We start from the raw sequence: 17,150 nt of genomic DNA on the forward strand, positions 1-17,150 counted from the left end.
TAACAGGACGTCCCCACAACGGGAGGTTGCGCGGGCTGAGATCTTGTCGATTGTGAACAGTTGATTTCGATTTCTCTATTCCGTTGACTGGGCCGCAGGTGTCGCATTTGCTGGGAGTTGTCCTCGAATTCGTCTGGAGAATTACACCCATGCAGCCCCACCGCCACCGCAGCCGATTCGTGCGTTCGGCCGCGCTCATCGTCTCGTCCACCATCGCTCTCGTCGGCCTGGGGGCATTGCCCGCCGCCGCCGCGCCCGGTGATCTCGCGATCGATGTCTACACGATGAACGACTTTCACGGGCGCCTCGAGACCGTCGGCGGATCGAACCCCATTGCGGGAGCGGCCACGCTGGCCACCGCGTACAAGCAACTGCACGCCGCCAACCCGAACAGCACGCTGGTCTCCGCCGGCGACAACGTCGGAGCGTCGACGTTCACCTCGTTCATCCAGAATGACGACCCCACCATCGACGTTCTCAACGCCATCGGTCTCACTGCCTCGACGATCGGCAACCACGAGCTCGACAAGGGCACAGAAGACCTCGACAACCACATCATTCCGAACGCCGATTTCAGCTTCTTCTCGTCGAACCTGCTCAAGAAGGGCACGCAAGACTACGCGTACGCCCCTTACGACATTCAGGAGTTCCAGGGCGTGAAGGTCGGTTTTATCGGGGCCGTCACCGAGGACCTCGGGTACCTCGTGAACCCTGCTGGGATCGCGACGCTCGACGTCGCTCCCATCGTCGACAGCGTCAACCGCGTCGCCGGTGAGCTGAAAGACGGTGACCCGTCGAACGGCGAAGCCGACATCCTGATTCTCGTCGTGCACGAGGGCGCCTCGTCGACAAGCGCGAGCGTGACAGACACCAGCACCGTATTCGGCAAGATCGTCATGGGCGCCGGTCCGAACCTCGACGCGATCGCATCGGGCCACACTCACCAGGCCTACGCGCACAACAACGTCGACGTCGGCGGCGGTCACACCATCCCGGTGATCCAGACGGGAAGCTACGGCAGTAACCTCGGCCACCTGGCCTTGTCGGTCGACTCAGAGACGAAGAAGCTCGACTCGATCACGGGGTCGCTGATTCCTCTGCTTGCCGCGGGGGTTCCCGCCTACCCTGCCGATCCGGATGTCGCGGCCAAGGTCGCGACGGCCGTCGCGATCGCCGACGAGAAGGGCAAGGTGCGGGCCGGCGACATCACCGCCTCCCTTACCCGGGCGGTGCAGACGGATGGCACCGAGAACCGTGGCGGCGAGTCGACCCTGAGCAACCTCGTCGCCGATGCTCAGCTCTGGGCGACCAGTCGACAGGGAACCCAACTGGCGTTTATGAACCCGGGCGGGCTGCGCGAGAACATCGCCTACGCATCCGCGGCCGCCGGAGACGCCGATGGCAACGTCACCTACAAGGAGGCGGCGATTGTTCAACCGTTCGCCAACACGCTCGTCACCTCCACGATGACCGGCGCCCAGGTGAAGACGGTTCTCGAGCAGCAGTGGCAGCCCGGCAAGAGCCGTCCCATGCTCAAGCTCGGCATCAACTCCGACCTCAGCTACACGTACGACCCGTCGGCTGCCGTCGGATCGCACATCACAGGGATCTTCTACAAAGGGGAACCTGTCTCACCTCAGCAGACGTTCACGACAGTGACGAACAGCTTCCTCTCTGCCGGAGGCGACAACTTCACCGAGTTCGCCAATGCTCAGCAGGCCGCCGATTCGGGGCAGGCCGACCTGCAGGCATTCGTCGACTACCTCGCGGCGAACTCCCCCGTATCACCCGACTACGGGTCGCGCTCGATCGGCGTCACGCAGACATCGCCCGCCGCGACTCCGGGCGCGCCGATCGATCTGGGCACAGTGCAGCCGTCTACATCCCTCGCGTTCGCACTGAGCTCGCTGGTGCTGTCGGGAGTTCCTGTTCAGGACTCGGCCGTCTCGATTCGGTTCGACGGTGTCGAGATCGGTACGGCAGCGATCGATCCGGCCATCGTCGATACGACCGATGAGCAGGGCAAAGCGGCGGTGACGGTCACGATTCCGAAATACACCCGAGACGGCGACCACGTTGTGAGCTTCGCGCTTCCGGCCACTGGTAGGTCGGTGTCGTTCCCGGTCACGACGACGGGCGAGATCCCGTTCGAGGTTCCGGATGCGCCGGCCGCGCCGAGCCTGAAGGCTGACGGTTTCTCGGCCGTGACGGCGTCGTGGGCGCCGCCGACCGTGGATGGCGGAACGCCCGTCACCGGTTACGAGGCCACGCTCTACGCAGACGGCAAGAAGGCCGACTCTGCCGCGGTCGACGCTGTCGCCACATCGGTCGGGTTCTCGGCTCTGAAGACCGACACCGACTACACCGTCACAGTGAAGGCGGTCAACTCCGTGGGAGCGTCGGTCGAGTCACCGCCATCGAATGTCATCACGACCCCTCTGCCGAAGCCGACGACGGTTCCCGCGTTGCCGTCGGCCGATTCGCTTCCGGTCACCGAGACCGACGCTTTCAGCCTCAGCTCAGGCAGCGCCTCGAACGGGCAGACGGTCACCGTATCCGGGCTCACGCCGGGGGAGTGGTACTACGTATCGGTCTTCTCCGATCCCGCGCGACTCGGCTGGTTCCAGGCCGACGAGTCCGGCGCGTTCTCGGTGACGATCAACGGAGTCCCGGCCGGCACGCATCGCCTTGTGATTCAGGATCGCGACGGCAACGTCATCGGTTACCGCTCCATCGTGGTCGCCGCAGACGGCACCGTCACGATCGTCGACTCGGCTGGTACGACCGGCGCTACCCCGTCCGGGCTGGCGGCTACGGGCGTGGATGCGACGCTGCCACTCGTCGGAGCAGGCCTGCTGCTCGCCGCGGGTGCGCTGCTCGTGCTGCGCCGCCGCCGTGCGGCGAGGTCGACTTCGTAGGATCAGAGCTCCCACGACGAAGGCCCGGGGTTCGCACCCCGGGCCTTCGTCGTTGTCGAATTCTAGGAGCGCTGTGTCGCTTCGACCCAGGCGAGGTACTCCGGGCTGACCGTTCCCGTGACGTATTCGCCGGTGAAGCAGCTCATCTCGAGGTTCTTCACGTCGCTGCCCTCGATGATGGCGCTCTCCATATCGGAGATCTCCTGGTAGATCAGGTGGTCGGCTCCGAGCTCCCTGGCGATCTCCGGAAAGCTGCGTCCGTGGGCGATCAGCTCTTCGCGCGAGGGCATGTTGATTCCGTAGACATGCGGGAAGCGAACCGGGGGAGCGGCCGAGGTGAATGTGACCTTGTTCGCGCCAGCGGCCCTGGCCATCTCGACGATCTCTTTCGAGGTCGTTCCGCGCACGATCGAGTCGTCGACGATCAAGATGTTCTTGCCCTTGAACTCTGTCGACATGGCGTTGAGCTTCTGGCGGACGCTCTTCTTGCGCTCGGCCTGGCCGGGCATGATGAAGGTGCGGCCCACATAGCGGTTCTTGTAGAACCCCTCGCGGTATTCGACGCCGAGCTTTTGAGCGACCTGCATGGCGGCGGGTCGCGACGAGTCGGGAATCGGCATGACCACGTCGATATCGCCCATCGGGGTGAGATCGGCGATGGTGGTGGCCAGACGGTTGCCGAGTCGAAGCCGTGCCTCGTAGACCGAGATTCCGTTCATGACGCTGTCGGGTCGCGCCAGGTAGACGTACTCGAATGAGCAGGGCACGAGCACGGGGTTCTTCGCGCACTGGCGCGAATACATCTCGCCGTTCTGCGTGATGAAGATGGCCTCTCCGGGCGCAACCTCGCGCACGACCTCGTAGCCGGATGCCTCGAGCACCAGAGATTCGCTCGCTACGATCCACTCGTCGCGCTGCACGCCCGGGAGGGCATTGGCATCGCTGCGCTTGCCGAGGACGAGTGGTCGGATGCCGAACGGGTCGCGGAATGCGAGAAGACCGTGGCCGGCGATGATCGAGATCACGGCATAGGAACCCTCGATGCGCTCGTGCACATTGGCCACGGCATCGAAGACCTGATCGGGTTCGAGGTCGAGTCCTGAGACCTGCCCCTGCAGCTCTGTGGCCAGCACGTTGAGCAGCAACTCGGTGTCGCTCGAGGTGTTCAGGTGTCGGCGGTCGATGTGGAAGAGTTCCTGGTTGAGCTCGCGGGTGTTCGTGAGGTTTCCGTTGTGGATCAGCACGATGCCGTAGGGCGCGTTCACATAGAACGGCTGCGCCTCCTGCTCGTTGCCTGCGGCACCCTTCGTCGCGTAGCGCACATGGCCGAGACCCACGTTGCCGAGCAGCGACCGCATGTCGCGCGTGCGGAACGCCTCGCGTACCTGGCCCTTGGCCTTGACGATGTGAAACCTCGAGCCGTCGGCCGTCGCGATGCCGGTCGAATCCTGCCCGCGGTGCTGAAGAAGAAGGAGGCTGTCGTAAACCTGTTGATTGACCGGACCGGACGAGACGATACCGACGATGCCGCACATACCGGGCGGGCTCCAGACGCTGTAGAGAAATAGGCCGTGCCCTATTCTACGTGAGCAACGGATGCCCGAACCCCTCGGCGTCAGGGCGAGGGCGCGTCGGCGATCTCGACTGACAGCAGGCGGTATTCACGGCTGCGGCCCGGCCGTGTTGCCGAGCAGGTCGACAGGAGCGGCTCCGACAGTGTCTCGGCCAACATCACCTTGATCGTGGCCGCTGGGTAATCGAGTTCGATGCGCCAGACGCCGTCGGTGAACTGCGCGGTTCTCGGGCCGAGGATGTCGATGCGTTCGTCGTCGAGGGTGGCTCGGGCGTGGTGCTGGGCGGCCTGCACGGCATTCGGCAGTGAGCTGCGGCCGCGGAAGAAACGTTCGTCGACCCGGCCCTCGAGGTACCGGGTGACGAGACCCACCGCATCCGCCCCGTCTGCCCGACCGTAGTAGAGGCCGTGAGGCAGCAGCACCAGAGTGCCCGCGAAGCGGTCTCCTCCGAGGTGGGAGCACTCCCACGTCTCATCGGGAAAAGCCTCGGCGAGCGTCTTCACGACCTGCCTGCCGCGCACGGCGCAGCACTGATCGTGTCGAGCGTGGGCGCAGACAGCGATGATCGGCTTGTGCGAGACGACGCCGACCGAGCCGTCGAGAGGAACGTCGAGCAGCTCCTCGGCCGTCTCGACCCATCCCCACTTCACACCCTCTGAGCCAGGCCTGGAGTCGACGAGTGCCCAGCGGTAGCCGACCTGCGGCTCGCGCTTGCCGGTTCTACGAATGGCGAGTGGCCGCATGCCGAGCGACTCGACTCGCTTGACCAGCGCGCGGCCGACCTCGGTCGGCAGCGTGGATTCGAGAAAAGCGTGCTGGCCCCAGGCGCCTGAGATCTCGACGAGAAACCACTCCGTTCCGCGAGACCCCGTGCCGGGCAAGGGGTCGCCGCGCTCGCGGGAGCGGTCGCTGCAGGGGCGCCAGTCTGGCAGCACCTGTCGCGCGCTGAGGTCTGTCACGCCTCGAGCACCAGAACGCCCTCGCGCACCAGCCGGCGGCACACCACGATGGCGTCTTCGTCGTCGAGGCCGGGCAGGGCCCCTACCGGCGTCGACTCTCCGAGGAGCAGCCGTTCGAGTGCTGCGTGGGCTACGACGGGCAACGAGAGCGTGCGAGTGCCGGCGGTGAGGCTCACCGTGGCGCCACGAGCCTCGACTCGGCCCGCGAGCCCGAGCCGCCAGCGAACGACGGATGCGACGTCGAGATGGGCGAGACCCGCGACCGTCGCGAGGGGGCGCACCGGTTCTGGCCGGGTGATATTCGTGAGACGGCGGGCGAGCGATGCGGCCGCGGCGTCGGGGGTGATCGGATCGCGCTGGATCGCTGCGACCAGATCGGCCAGCGTCTCGGCGAGAACGCCCGCCAGGGCATCCGGCTCGTCGAGGTCGAGGCCCAGCGGCAACGACGAACGCAGGGATGCGTCGGCGCGGGTCTTCGTGATCACGTGCGCCACGAGGTCGGCCCGAGTGAAAGCGCTCATGCCGATCGTGAGGTGCACCGACGTGTCGCCGAGCGCTTCGGCCGAATGGATCCAGCCTCGGGGAAGGTACAAGGCATCGCCGGGCCGGAGCACCTCATCGATGACGGGTGCGTTCGTCGCCTCGTCGGCGACCGCCTTCGAATGCTGAGACCAGGGCTGATCGGCCAGTGGGTCGGGATGCACGGGCGAGTGGATTCTCCAGCGCTTCTCGCCCGCGATCTGCAGGACGAACACATCGTGCACGTCGTAGTGGGGGTCGAAGCCCCGAGACGACGCAGGGGTGACGTAGGCGTTGACCTGCACCGGATGCCCGAGGTCGGCCACGAGGTGCGTGGTGAAGTCGATGATCGGCGGCCATGTGCGGTGCAGCCCTTGCAGCACGATCGTGGCACCGGCCGCGAATTCGGCGAGTACCTTGTCGCTCGAGACCTGGTCGGCGACCTCTGCCCCGAAACCGCCGGGAGCGGTGAAGCGATCTGTGGCGAGGACCTTGCCCTCGGTGGCCATGCGCATGAACGGAGTGCGAAGGCCGCGCTCCGAGACGAGCTCGTCGACCGCATCGCTCGAGAACAGGTCGGAGAAGTCGCGCTCGAGGCTGTCGGCCCGAGAGAGAAGAGGGCCGCGCCCCCAGTAGTGGGCGGCGAATTCAGCGGCGTCGATGTTGATGCAGCGAGAAAGCGCGGGCCGGTTTCCCGACCCGCGCTCGGCCCTCGCTTCGTGAGGGCTAGGGTTCATCACGCCGATCCGTCGGCGCCGCCGTCGTGGCCGCCGGGGTTGGCGCCGCCGTCAGCGGTGCCTTCTCCTTCATTGGCCGATCCGTCGGCGCCGCCGTCGTGGCCGTCTGGGTTCGCGCCGCCGTCTGCCGGGCCTTCGCCCGCAGAGGCCGCGCCGTCCGCGCCACCGTCGTGTCCGCCTACGTTTGCTCCGCCGTCAGCGGGGCCTTCGCCTGCGTTGTCGGTTCCTGATGTGATGTCCTCGTCGTTGATACCCATCGGTTCTCCTCCCACGGTGGATGTCTGGCCACCATCGATCAACACGCTACTCCCGTCGACCGACAGTGCGGCAGGGGGTTTACAGATGTTGCTACGACCGTCGCAGGTGGCGCACATAGGGAAGAATGAACAGTATGAGCAACAGCTATGCCCAGGCCGGCGTCGATACTCACGCCGGAGACCTCGCCGTCGAGCTGATGAAGGCCGCGGTCTCGAACACGCATGGCCCTCAGGTCGTGGGTGGATTCGGCGGATTCGCCGGCCTCTTCGACGTCTCCGCTCTCAAGCGGTTCGATCGGCCCCTGCTGGCCACGTCGACCGATGGCGTGGGCACGAAGGTCGCCATCGCACAGGCCATCGACAAGCACGACACGATCGGGCAAGACCTCGTGGGCATGGTCGTCGATGACATCATCGTCGTCGGCGCCACACCTCTCTTCATGACCGACTACATCGCCTGCGGCAAGGTCGTTCCCCGGCGCATCGCCGACATCGTCGCCGGCATCGCGCGGGCCTGCTCCGACACGGGCACGGCGCTGATCGGCGGAGAGACGGCGGAGCACCCCGGCCTGCTGGGCCCCGACGACTACGACGTGGCCGGCGCTGCAGTCGGCGCCGTCGAAGCCGACGGCCTGCTCGGAGCGCACCTCGTCGAAGACGGCGATGTGGTGCTCGCACTCGCCTCGTCGGGGCTGCACTCGAATGGATTCTCGCTGGTTCGGCACATTCTCGCGGGTCGCGGCATCGGCTACTCCGACGCCTCGGCCGAGCTCGGCGGCGTCGTCGGTGAGGTGCTGCTCGAGCCGACCCGGCTCTACACCTCGCCGTTGTTGCGCGTTCTCGGCGACCCCGCGCTGGCCGGCGCCATCCATTCGCTTTCGCACGTGACCGGCGGCGGCATCGCGGCGAATCTCGCCCGCGTGCTTCCGCAGGGCTCGTGGGTCGAGGTCGATCGATCGAGCTGGTCGCCCGCCCCTGTCTTCCGCGTTCTGTCAGATATGGCGGGCTCGACCCTCGAGAGCTCCGAGGGCACCTGGAACCTCGGCATCGGCATGTTCGCCGTCGTAAAAGCGGATGCGGCCGGCGCCGTATCGGCGGCCCTCACGGCCGATGGCATCCCCACCTGGCAAGCCGGCGTCGTCTCGCTGGGCGCTCGCGACCTCGCGGGCTTCGAGCAGGGTGCCAAGGGCGTCGACGGCGGAGCAGTGCGCCTCGTGGGCACCTACGCGGGCTGATTTAGGCCTCCCGCAGCCTTCATATGCGGGCGCAAGAATATAACAGAAATGTAACGAGACCTTGAGATCGTCGGACCCCAAGCGCTACTGTCGGTGAGCACGCCAACCCGGGCGTCCACAATCTGAGGAAGGGAGTTGATGGCAATGGACAAGAACAACGCGAATGCGACAGGCAATTACTGCGCAAGCACCCTTATCCCGGCGCTCCTCCCTTCGGTAGTCATCGACTGAACCAAGCCGAGCAGCGCCTCCACATCTCTCGGAGGATACTCTCGTGTTCCGTTCAACCACCGGCTCCGACCTCGGCGCCGTTCTCTCTTTCTCGTCTCCCGGTCCCGGCCCGTGGGTAGACGCTCTGCAGTTCCTCGCCGGCCAAGACTCCGGCAACTATCGTGACGAGTGGACCTGGCTTGCCTTCCTCGACGGCCGCCCGCTAGCCCGAGGCATCTGGTGGGGCCCGGCGCACTCGCTGTATCCCACTCGGCTCGACTGTCTGCTGGTCGACCCGAGCGTGCCGCATCCCGAGGTGTGGAGTGGGGCGCTCGAGCGCTCCGCCACCCGCGCCTTCATCGAAGCGGGCGCTCCCATGCTTCCCGAGGAGGCACACGTTCCACGCCCCGCGCTGATCTCGGCGAGACGACTGTGATCCAGAGCGACTGTGATCCAGAGCGCCTGTAACCAGAGCGACGGATGTTGCCGGTCGGCCGGCGGCATCCGTCGCCACCGGCAACGGGCGGAGACCGGGGCCGGCTACGTGGTGAGTCGCGTCAGCAGCTCGCGGTAGCGCGCGGCGGTGCGCTCGACGATCTCCGTCGGAAGCTCCGGGGGCGGGCCGGCGTTCGGGTCGGTGGTGTTCCAGTTTGCCGAGAGCCAGTTGCGCACGATCTGCTTGTCGAAGCTGGCGAGTCGATCGCCCGCGGCGTAGGCCGAGGCATCCCAGTAACGGCTCGAATCGCTCGTGAGCACCTCGTCGGCGAGGGTGATCTCGCCCGAGATGCGATCGGCGCCGAACTCGAACTTGGTGTCGGCGAGGATCACCCCGCGTGCCTCGGCTATGTCGGATGCGCGCCTGTAGATCTCGAGCGAGAGGTCGCGCAACCGCGTGGCCACCTCGAATCCGACGAGCTCGATCGTGCGCTCGAAGGTGATGTTCTCGTCGTGTTCGCCGAGCTCGGCCTTGAATGCCGGCGTGTAGATGGGCTCGGGCAGGCGATCGCCGTTGACCAGCCCCGCGGGAAGCGTCACGCCGCACACGGACTGCGTCTTCTGGTACTCCAGCCATCCGCTGCCAGAGAGATACCCCCGAACGACGCACTCGACGGGGAACATGTCGAGCGGCTTCACGAGCATGGCGCGGCCCGCGACCTCGGCGGGCACATCGGCCTGCAGGCCGACGAGGTGGTTCGGGATGCCCGAGAGCTGCTCAAACCACCACAGGCTGAGGGTCGTGAGCAGTTCGCCCTTGCCCGGGATGCCCGGCTCGAGAACATGGTCATAGGCGCTGACCCTGTCGCTCGCTACCACGAGCAGGGTGTCGGCGTCGTCGATCGACACAGCGTCGGTGGGAATGTAGAGGTCGCGCACCTTGCCGCTGTAGACGGCGGTGAAGCCCTCGATGTCGATGGTCATTCTGGGACGACCTTCACTGCGATGTCGCTTCTGTGCTGCGAGCCCTCGAGACCGATGAGATCGACGGCTTGATATACGCGCGTGCGTGCCTCGGCGAAGTCGGGCGCCGTCGATACGACGCTCAGCACACGCCCGCCGGATGCGACGAGCTGGCCGTTCTCGACGGCGGTAGCGGCGTGCGCGATGTGCGTGCCCGGCACCTGCTCGGCCTGCTCGAGCCCGGTGATGACGCGGCCGGTGACCGGAGTGCCCGGGTAGTTCTCGCTGGCGACCACGACCGTGACCGCGACATCGCTCGAGAACTCGGGTCGGGGTTGGTCAACGAGGGTGCCGCTCGCTGCTGCGAACAGCAGCTCGCTCAGCGGGGTTGTGAGGCGGGGGAGCACGACCTGGGTCTCGGGGTCGCCGAACCGAGCGTTGAATTCGATGACGCGGATGCCGTCGTCGGTGAGGATCAGTCCGCAGTAGAGCAGACCGATGAACGGCTTCTCCTCTGCCGCGAGCTGCCTGATGGTGGGAAGCGCGATGGTCTCGATGACCTCGTCGACGAATGCGGCCTCGCTTCCGAATGATTCGTCGAGCCAGGGCAGAGGAGAGTATGCACCCATGCCGCCCGTGTTCGGGCCGGCGTCGCCGTCACCCAGTCGCTTGTAGTCCTGCGCGGGCGAGAGGGGGCGAACGGTATGTCCGTCGCTGAGCAGGAACAGCGACACCTCTTGTCCGGCGAGGAACTCCTCGATGAGAACCTCTCCGTGACCCAGCCAATGCCGAGCGTGCTCGAGCGCCGCATCGCGGCTCTCGGTGACCAGAACGCCTTTGCCTGCGGCCAGCCCGTCGGCCTTGACGACGTAGGGCGCGCCGAATTCGTCGAGGATGCGCTCCGCGTCGGCGACGGTGCCCGCGAGTTCGGCCCGACCGGTCGGCACCCCGGCCTCCGCCATGATGTGTTTCGCGAACGTCTTGCTGCCCTCGAGAGCGGCAGCCTCTCGGCTTGGCCCGAAGACGGGGATGCCCCGACTGCGCAGCGCGTCGGCTACCCCGGCCACCAACGGCGCCTCGGGCCCGACGACGACGAGGTCGATGTCGCCGTCCTGGGCGAAATCGACCACGGCATCCGGGTCTTCTGCATCGATGCCGACGACGGGAACGACGAGGGCGATGCCCGCGTTGCCCGGTGCCGCGACGATGTCGTGTTGACCGGGCTCAGCGAGGAGCGCGGTGATGATGGCATGCTCGCGCGCGCCGGATCCGAGGACAAGAATCTTCACAGCCACAGTTTAGCTTCGAAGAAATTTTCAGACCGCGCGTCATACTCTGAGAGCTATGGCAAAGACACGCATTCGGGCTCTCGATGGAGAAGCGGCTATTGCGGCCACCACTGCAGAAGGAGCCACCGCCTCGCGCGATGCGACGGCGACGGCGACGCGTTACCTGCTCCAGTGCCTCGCAGACGCGGCCCAGGGCAACACCGTGGAGGTTCGGGTTCCGCCGTTCGGCGCGGTGCAGTGCATCGAAGGCCCCGGTCACACGCGGGGCACTCCGCCGAACGTCGTAGAGATGGATGCCGCCACCTGGCTCGATTTGGCGATGGGGCGCCTGTCGTGGGCCGACGGTGTCGCTGCCGCCCGCATCCACGCGTCGGGACAACGCGCCGATCTCACGGGCTATGTGCCGGTCGAGCGACCGTAGCGATCAGTCGCGTACGGCCGCGATCGCCTCGACTTCGACGAGCTGATTCGGGTACCCGAGCACGGTCACGCCGAGAAGTGTGCTCGGCGCGTCGTGTTCATCGAAGGCCTCGCGCACGACATTCCATGCGGCCACCAGATCGGGCTGTCGGGTCGTCGCGACGAGCACGCGGGTCGACAGCACGTCGTCGAGATTCGCTCCCGCCGCAGAGAGAGCCGACTCGAGGTTCTGCATGCAGGTTCGGGCCTGGGCGGCGATGTCGCCGCGAGCCGTGACGTCGCCGTCTGCATCGAGTGGGCAGGCGCCGGCGAGAAAGACGAGCCGCGCATCGGCAGGAGCCGTCGAAGCGTACGCGTACGGGGCCGATTGGCTCAGGGAGTCCGAGCGGATGAGCGTGACAGCGGTCATGCGTGCAGCCTAGCGACACGGGGTTCCGCGAACTCAGAACCCGACGGCCATCCGGATGCCGAGGGTCAGCATGACCACGGCGATCACGGCATCGAGAATGCGCCACGAGCTCGGTCGAGCGAAGAACGGTCGGAGCAGACGTGCTCCGAATCCGAGTGCGCTGAACCACAGCACGCTGCCGACCATTGCGCCACCGGCCCACCACCACCGCTCGGCCGCGCCCTGCTGGTTGGCGACCGAGCCGAGAAAGACGACGGTGTCGAGGTAGACGTGGGGGTTGAGCCAGGTGAGCGCCAGCGTGGTCAGCGCTGCTGTCGTCAGCGAGATCGACCCGTGCTGGGCGGCGGGTTCGAGGGCCTGCGGGCGCAAGACGCGACGGGCCGCGAGGAGTCCGTAGACGATGAGAAAAGCCGACCCGACGACACGGATGACCACGAGGGCTACCGGCGCCTCCTCGATGACCACGCCGATCCCAAGCACTCCTACTGCGATGAGCACGGCGTCGGATACGGCGCAGATCGTGACGACCACGGCGACGGTGCGTAGCCGACCCGCGATGCCGAGCCGCAAGACGTATGCGTTCTGGGCGCCGATGGCGACGATCAGCGCAAGTCCGGTGCCGAGGCCGAACAAGGCGGAAAGCAGCGTGGTTTCGAGGTGCATGTTCCGAAAGTAGGAGATGGGCTGGCCGAGGTACAGCTAATCTTTCTTAGCAATGATTAGGAGAGCTAATGACTGCCTTTCAGCTCGACCATCTCCAGACGCTTCGTGCCGTCGTAGAGGAAGGGAGCTTCGATGCCGCCGCTCGTCGGCTCCGAGTGACGCCCTCTGCCGTGTCGCAGCGAATCAAGGCCCTCGAACAGTCCTCGGGACAGATTGTGCTTCAGCGCACCACACCGGTGGCGCCGACCGAGGCTGGCGAGGTGGTCCTGCGGCTGGCCAGGCAGGTCTCGCTTCTCGAGGCGGATGCTCGGGCGGCCCTCCGCATCGACGAGCGCGAGGGCTCGTTTCCCCTCGCGGTCGCGGTCAACGCCGACAGTCTGGCGACCTGGTTTCTCGAGGCAGTGGCGCCACTGGCTCGAGCGGGCGACGTCGTGTTCGACATTCATCGTGAAGATCAGGAGCACACGACGTCGCTGCTGCGTTCGGGAACCGTGATGGCGGCGGTGACCTCGACGCGGGATGCCGTTCAGGGGTGCTCCGTCGAACCGCTTGGAGCCATGCGATACCGGGCGGTATGTGCGCCCCGGTTCCAGATCGATCACGCGATCGAACCGGGCGACGCCTCGTCGCTCGCGCGAGCGCCGCGAGTCGATTTCGACAGGCGCGACGAATTGCAGGCCGAGTTCGTTCGTCGCGGCAGCGGCGGCGCCGATGCGCCGGCGCAGGCTCGGCACTTCGTTCCCACATCGAGCGACTTCGCCCGAGCGGTCGTGCTGGGCTTCGGCTGGGCCATGCTCCCAGAGCGGCAGTGCACGGCCGAGCTCGCGTCGGGCCAGCTGATTGACCTGGCGCCCGGCGAGTTCACCGAAGTCCGCCTTTTTTGGCAGCGCTGGAACCTCGCATCCGCCATTCTCGATGCGGTGAGCGACGCCGTTCGCCGTGGAGCGCGTGCGTCGCTGCACCCCTTCGATCGGCCCTAGCGCGGATTCGTCGAGATCACTATCGAGGTGTCGTAGTCGTCGGAGTACTCGACGCGGCTTGTGAGCCCTGCCCGCTCGAACAGCTCGACCGATCGCGGTGCCTGCTGTGCGCTTGCCTCGACCAGCACATGGCCGCCCGGCGCGAGCCATGCGCGGCATTCGGCCGCCACACGGCGCTGCACATCGAGGCCGTCGTCGCCGCCGTCGAGCGCCAGCGCCGCCTCGAAGAGCCGGGCCTCCGGCGGCATCGAGCCGATCGCATCCGTCGGCACATACGGGGTGTTGCAGACGAGAACATCAACGCGCCCGCGCAGCGTTCGGGGGAGCGGCTCGAACAGGTCGCCGCAGACGACGACGGCCGGATGCGGAAGGTTTCGTCGAGCGGTCGCCACCGCGGCCGGGTCGATATCGGCGGCATGGATTTCACACTGACTCGTCGACAGCGCCAGCGATTTCGCGATCGCCAGCGCGATAGCCCCCGACCCGCAGCAGAGATCGAGAACGACCGGACGCTCTGTCTCGTGCGCCAACTCGGCGGCACGCGTCGCGAGGAACTCGGTTCGGCGCCGAGGGACGAAGACGCCCTCGTCGACCAGAACCCGGAATCCGGCGAACTCGGCCCAGCCGAGGAGGTGTTCGAGTGGTACGCCTGAGACGCGTCGGGCAACGAGGGCGTCGAGCGCATCGAGATCGATTGCCGAACCCGTGCTCGTCGCCTCGATGAGCAGCCGTGCCTCGTCTTCTGCGAAGACGCAGCCCGCTGCACGCAGGGTGAGCACGGTGCGGTCGAGATCCATCAGACGATTATGCTCTCGGGGCACGTCGGCCACCCGGCAATGTGCGAGACAATGGGGTGTGGCTCATCCCGACGACTCGACTTCTTCTGCCCCTGTCAGCGCAACGCACGACGTGGTGGTGAGGCGATCGCCGCGCTTCGTACGGTTCATCGCCGTCGGCATCGTTCTCGCGATTATCATCACTCTGATTCTGACGTTCGTGTTTCCTGAAGAGCCGAATTACTCGCGAGCGCAGGTGTTCGGTTTCGTCGGGATCATCATGGTCATCGTGTTCGTGGGGCTGTCGGCCGCGGTTGCCGTGGCCGTCGACCGTGCCTCGACTCGGCGTGCCCGCACCGTCGTCATGACGACGAGCGAACGGGTCGAGGGCAACGCTGAGGTCGGCACCGCCCCGGACGACTCCGATGATGTCGAGCCGAACGAGGGATCAGCGAACTAGGCGCGCTTCTGCCGAGGCTCGTCAGAATCGAGCAGCTCGGGGTTCACAACAGAGACGCCATCGAGTTCGGACTCGTCTTCGTCTTCGTCGATCCACTTGGAGTAGTCGGGCTCACCGTCGGAGGGGTGGCTCAATTCGCGCTCGAGCGCGGAGTAGTTGGTGTCGGGACTGAAATACTTCAGCTCGCGAGCAACCTTGGTGTGCTTAGCTTTTTGACGGCCGCGCCCCATGCGAGACCCCCTCACCTCTCGGGCCGGGGGATGAGAACGCCACCCGGGAGTCGAATAACTTACAAAACTTGCGTCAGTTTAGCACCTACTGCTGATGCGACTTCGCGTGCCGCCGTTCCTGGCGAGGCGTGCGAGCAACCGGGCGCACAGGCTCGCCTCGGCGTTCAGCTCCGGGCAGAGGGCGCGACCTGCGGCCGTAGATGACTTCGGAGGAGTCGAGAAGCCAGGGCACCAGGGCAATCGTGACGCCGTGCACCAGCATCAGACGCTTACGGATACGACGCGCCTTGTGATTGTGCAGGAGGGTTTCCCACCAGTGGCCGACGATATAGATGGGCGTGTAGACGGTCACGACCTCGGAGCCGTGGATCGTGCGTCGCTTCGCGATGTACTGGCAGAGAGGCTCGGCCACGTCGCGGTAGGGCGAGACGATGATCTTCAGGGGCACCTGGATGTTCATCTCTGCCCAGGCCTTTTCGAGCGCGTTCGTCGACTCGTCATCGATCGACAGGTGCACGGCCTCGATGCTGTCGTGCTGGGCCGCGATCGCGTAGTCGAGCGCTTTGAGCACGGGCTTCTGCATGCGCCCGACGAGCACGATGGCGTGGTCGCCATCGGCGCCGAAGGTGGTCGTGGCGTCGACCTCGATCTCTTTGTTCACATCGCGGTAGTAGCGGTTGACGCCGAGCATCAGAACGTAGAGCACGGGCATGATCGCGAAGACCAGCCAGGCGCCGTGGGTGAACTTCGTGATGGTCACGACGATGAGCACCACGGCGGTGAGCAGGGCTCCGAACGCGTTGATCACCAGGCCGCGCCACACGGCTCCGCGGTTCGAGCATCCGCCCTTCAGCAGCCCCCACCAGTGCTTGACCATTCCGGTCTGCCCCAGTGTGAACGACACGAAGACGCCGATGATGTAGAGCTGGATCAGGTGGGTGAGGCTGGCCTGGTAGACGACGATGATGAGCGTGGCGAACAGTCCGAGGATGAGCACACCGTTCGAGAAGACGAGGCGGTCGCCGCGGGTGAGCAGCGATTTCGGTGCGTAGGAGTCTTTCGCCAGAACGGAGCCGAGCAACGGGAATCCGTTGAAGGCGGTGTTCGCTGCGAGGAGCAGAACCGCGGCGGTGGCGGCCTGGATCACGTAGAACAGCACGGAGTTGTTGCCGAAGACGGCCGAGGCGATCTGTGCGATCAGGCTGCGCTGCGGCTGCCCTTCGCAGTTCTCGAAGCCGATGAGATGGCAGGCGTCCTCGGCGTAGTGAACACGCGCGATGAGTGCCAGCGTCACGAGTCCGGCGAAGAGCATGATGGCGATGCTGCCCATGAGAACGAGGGTGCGCTGGGCGTTCTTCACTTTGGGAGTGCGAAACGCGGGTACACCGTTGGAGATGGCTTCGACGCCGGTGAGGGCGCTGCAACCGCTCGAGAAAGCCCTCAGAAGAAGCAGGATGACGGCGGCCTGGCCGAGACTCTCGGCCTTGACGCCGTAGTCGGCCGATTCGGCGACGGGAGCGTGGCCCAGGATCGCCTGGACCAGACCCGTGATGATCATCAGCGCGACGCTGCCCACGAAGAGATAGGTGGGAATGGCGAAGGCCTTGCTCGACTCGGCGACGCCCCGGAGGTTCACCGCGGCCAGCACGATCACGAAGAAGACGGCGATCTCTACCCGGTAGTCATTGAGGAAGGGGAGGGCCGAGATGATGTTGTCGACGCCCGAGGCGACCGAGACGGCCACGGTCAGAACGTAGTCGACCAGCAGCGCAGAGGCGACGACGAGCCCTGCCTTCTCGCCGAGGTTCTTGTGTGCGACCTCGTAGTCTCCGCCGCCCGAGGGGTACGCCTTCACCAGCTGACGGTACGAGGCCACGACGACCACGAGCAGAATCACGACCGCCGCTGCGACCCAGGGTGCGAAGCTCAGAAACGCGAGACCGCCGATGAGCAGGATCATCAGCAACTCCTGCGGCGCGTACGCCACGGAGGAAAGCGGGTCGCTGGCGAAGATGGGCAGCGCGAGCCGCTTCGGAAGAAGCTGCCCTTCGAGTTTGTCGGTCGGGAGCGGTTCGCCGATAAACCAGCGTTTTGCCGACTTGACTTCGTTAGTCAC

17 protein-coding genes are annotated in these 17,150 nt (G+C 66.0%); 6 read left to right on the forward strand and 11 right to left on the reverse strand.

The window, feature by feature from the left end; all coding sequences use genetic code 11:
* Nucleotides 1–149: 149 nt before the first annotated feature.
* Nucleotides 150–2,918 carry a 5'-nucleotidase C-terminal domain-containing protein gene (locus tag B9Y86_RS07360; protein ID WP_085484526.1) on the forward strand — a complete coding sequence of 923 codons (2,769 nt, stop codon included), beginning with the start codon at nucleotides 150–152 and terminating at the stop codon, nucleotides 2,916–2,918.
* 62 nt (nucleotides 2,919–2,980) lie between these two features.
* Here the strand turns inward: B9Y86_RS07360 and purF are convergent, their stop codons facing one another.
* The 4 genes from purF to B9Y86_RS07380 form a co-directional block, all read right to left on the reverse strand.
* Nucleotides 2,981–4,453 (reverse strand): amidophosphoribosyltransferase, encoded by a 1,473-nt coding sequence (gene purF, locus B9Y86_RS07365; protein ID WP_085484528.1) that lies wholly within the window; start codon nucleotides 4,451–4,453, stop codon nucleotides 2,981–2,983.
* Between the two features lie 80 nt (nucleotides 4,454–4,533).
* The gene (locus B9Y86_RS07370; protein ID WP_217809182.1) at nucleotides 4,534–5,451 is read right to left on the reverse strand and encodes a ferredoxin family protein; all 918 of its coding nucleotides are present in this window, start codon (nucleotides 5,449–5,451) and stop codon (nucleotides 4,534–4,536) included.
* Entirely contained in the window at nucleotides 5,448–6,707 is a 1,260-nt protein-coding gene (locus B9Y86_RS07375; RefSeq protein ID WP_085484530.1) for a cupin domain-containing protein, read from the reverse strand. The genes B9Y86_RS07370 and B9Y86_RS07375 overlap by 4 nt, the downstream gene beginning before the upstream one ends.
* Nucleotides 6,707–6,964 carry a BatC protein gene (locus tag B9Y86_RS07380; protein WP_085485316.1) on the reverse strand — a complete coding sequence of 86 codons (258 nt, stop codon included), beginning with the start codon at nucleotides 6,962–6,964 and terminating at the stop codon, nucleotides 6,707–6,709. Before B9Y86_RS07380 ends, B9Y86_RS07375 begins: the two co-directional genes overlap by 1 nt.
* A gap of 134 nt (nucleotides 6,965–7,098) precedes the next feature.
* On the opposite strand from B9Y86_RS07380, the gene purM reads away from it, so the two are divergent.
* A complete protein-coding gene (gene purM, locus B9Y86_RS07385) occupies nucleotides 7,099–8,199 on the forward strand; it encodes a phosphoribosylformylglycinamidine cyclo-ligase (protein ID WP_425319467.1) in 1,101 nt (366 codons plus the stop codon).
* A 274-nt stretch (nucleotides 8,200–8,473) separates the two neighbouring features.
* Nucleotides 8,474–8,845, forward strand: a complete 372-nt coding sequence (locus B9Y86_RS07390; protein WP_085484533.1) for a hypothetical protein — start codon at nucleotides 8,474–8,476, stop codon at nucleotides 8,843–8,845.
* A 104-nt stretch (nucleotides 8,846–8,949) separates the two neighbouring features.
* On the opposite strand, the gene B9Y86_RS07395 is transcribed toward B9Y86_RS07390, so the two are convergent.
* Together B9Y86_RS07395 and purD are read right to left on the reverse strand one after the other, a co-directional pair.
* The gene (locus tag B9Y86_RS07395) at nucleotides 8,950–9,828 is read right to left on the reverse strand and encodes a phosphoribosylaminoimidazolesuccinocarboxamide synthase (protein WP_085484535.1); all 879 of its coding nucleotides are present in this window, start codon (nucleotides 9,826–9,828) and stop codon (nucleotides 8,950–8,952) included.
* Nucleotides 9,825–11,096, reverse strand: a complete 1,272-nt coding sequence (gene purD, locus B9Y86_RS07400) for a phosphoribosylamine--glycine ligase (RefSeq protein WP_085485318.1) — start codon at nucleotides 11,094–11,096, stop codon at nucleotides 9,825–9,827. The genes B9Y86_RS07395 and purD overlap by 4 nt, the downstream gene beginning before the upstream one ends.
* Nucleotides 11,097–11,151: 55 nt before the next feature.
* Here purD and B9Y86_RS07405 point away from each other — a divergent pair, with 55 nt between their 5' ends.
* A complete protein-coding gene (locus tag B9Y86_RS07405; RefSeq protein ID WP_085484537.1) occupies nucleotides 11,152–11,517 on the forward strand; it encodes a sterol carrier family protein in 366 nt (121 codons plus the stop codon).
* Nucleotides 11,518–11,520: 3 nt separating this feature from the next.
* Here B9Y86_RS07405 and B9Y86_RS07410 read toward each other — a convergent pair whose 3' ends face one another.
* Both B9Y86_RS07410 and B9Y86_RS07415 read right to left on the reverse strand, forming a co-directional pair.
* Nucleotides 11,521–11,925, reverse strand: a complete 405-nt coding sequence (locus B9Y86_RS07410) for a RidA family protein (RefSeq protein WP_085484539.1) — start codon at nucleotides 11,923–11,925, stop codon at nucleotides 11,521–11,523.
* Nucleotides 11,926–11,958: 33 nt separating this feature from the next.
* Complete coding sequence (locus B9Y86_RS07415; RefSeq protein ID WP_085484541.1) at nucleotides 11,959–12,588, reverse strand: LysE/ArgO family amino acid transporter; 630 nt, start codon at nucleotides 12,586–12,588, stop codon at nucleotides 11,959–11,961.
* Between the two features lie 68 nt (nucleotides 12,589–12,656).
* On the opposite strand from B9Y86_RS07415, the gene B9Y86_RS07420 reads away from it, so the two are divergent.
* Complete coding sequence (locus B9Y86_RS07420; RefSeq protein ID WP_085484543.1) at nucleotides 12,657–13,568, forward strand: LysR family transcriptional regulator ArgP; 912 nt, start codon at nucleotides 12,657–12,659, stop codon at nucleotides 13,566–13,568.
* On the opposite strand, the gene B9Y86_RS07425 is transcribed toward B9Y86_RS07420, so the two are convergent.
* On the reverse strand, nucleotides 13,565–14,365 hold the full coding sequence (locus B9Y86_RS07425; RefSeq protein ID WP_085484545.1) for a putative protein N(5)-glutamine methyltransferase: 801 nt from the start codon (nucleotides 14,363–14,365) through the stop codon (nucleotides 13,565–13,567). The genes B9Y86_RS07420 and B9Y86_RS07425 overlap by 4 nt on opposite strands.
* Before the next feature lie 58 nt (nucleotides 14,366–14,423).
* Between B9Y86_RS07425 and B9Y86_RS07430 the strand changes: the two genes are divergently transcribed.
* Nucleotides 14,424–14,804: a hypothetical protein gene (locus B9Y86_RS07430; RefSeq protein ID WP_176223297.1), complete on the forward strand. Its 381-nt coding sequence runs from the start codon at nucleotides 14,424–14,426 to the stop codon at nucleotides 14,802–14,804.
* Here B9Y86_RS07430 and B9Y86_RS07435 read toward each other — a convergent pair.
* Nucleotides 14,801–15,034 carry a DUF3073 domain-containing protein gene (locus tag B9Y86_RS07435; RefSeq protein ID WP_085484547.1) on the reverse strand — a complete coding sequence of 78 codons (234 nt, stop codon included), beginning with the start codon at nucleotides 15,032–15,034 and terminating at the stop codon, nucleotides 14,801–14,803. The two genes, B9Y86_RS07430 and B9Y86_RS07435, sit on opposite strands and share 4 nt — an antisense overlap.
* 85 nt (nucleotides 15,035–15,119) lie before the next feature.
* Nucleotides 15,120–17,150: an APC family permease gene (locus B9Y86_RS07440; RefSeq protein WP_244894675.1), complete on the reverse strand. Its 2,031-nt coding sequence runs from the start codon at nucleotides 17,148–17,150 to the stop codon at nucleotides 15,120–15,122.

Source organism: Agreia pratensis (assembly GCF_900177685.1).
In the GTDB taxonomy this organism is placed as follows: Bacteria; Actinomycetota; Actinomycetes; order Actinomycetales; family Microbacteriaceae; genus Agreia; species Agreia pratensis.

Coding starts and splice junctions, on each gene's coding strand:
- B9Y86_RS07360 (WP_085484526.1), top strand. CDS start 150: ATGCAGCCCCACCGCCACCGCAGCCGATTCGTGCGTTCGGCCGCGCTC.
- purF (WP_085484528.1), bottom strand. CDS start 4,453: ATGTGCGGCATCGTCGGTATCGTCTCGTCCGGTCCGGTCAATCAACAG.
- B9Y86_RS07375 (WP_085484530.1), bottom strand. CDS start 6,707: ATGAACCCTAGCCCTCACGAAGCGAGGGCCGAGCGCGGGTCGGGAAAC.
- B9Y86_RS07380 (WP_085485316.1), bottom strand. CDS start 6,964: ATGGGTATCAACGACGAGGACATCACATCAGGAACCGACAACGCAGGC.
- purM (WP_425319467.1), top strand. CDS start 7,099: ATGAGCAACAGCTATGCCCAGGCCGGCGTCGATACTCACGCCGGAGAC.
- B9Y86_RS07395 (WP_085484535.1), bottom strand. CDS start 9,828: ATGACCATCGACATCGAGGGCTTCACCGCCGTCTACAGCGGCAAGGTG.
- B9Y86_RS07405 (WP_085484537.1), top strand. CDS start 11,152: ATGGCAAAGACACGCATTCGGGCTCTCGATGGAGAAGCGGCTATTGCG.
- B9Y86_RS07410 (WP_085484539.1), bottom strand. CDS start 11,925: ATGACCGCTGTCACGCTCATCCGCTCGGACTCCCTGAGCCAATCGGCC.
- B9Y86_RS07415 (WP_085484541.1), bottom strand. CDS start 12,588: ATGCACCTCGAAACCACGCTGCTTTCCGCCTTGTTCGGCCTCGGCACC.
- B9Y86_RS07420 (WP_085484543.1), top strand. CDS start 12,657: ATGACTGCCTTTCAGCTCGACCATCTCCAGACGCTTCGTGCCGTCGTA.
- B9Y86_RS07425 (WP_085484545.1), bottom strand. CDS start 14,365: ATGGATCTCGACCGCACCGTGCTCACCCTGCGTGCAGCGGGCTGCGTC.
- B9Y86_RS07435 (WP_085484547.1), bottom strand. CDS start 15,034: ATGGGGCGCGGCCGTCAAAAAGCTAAGCACACCAAGGTTGCTCGCGAG.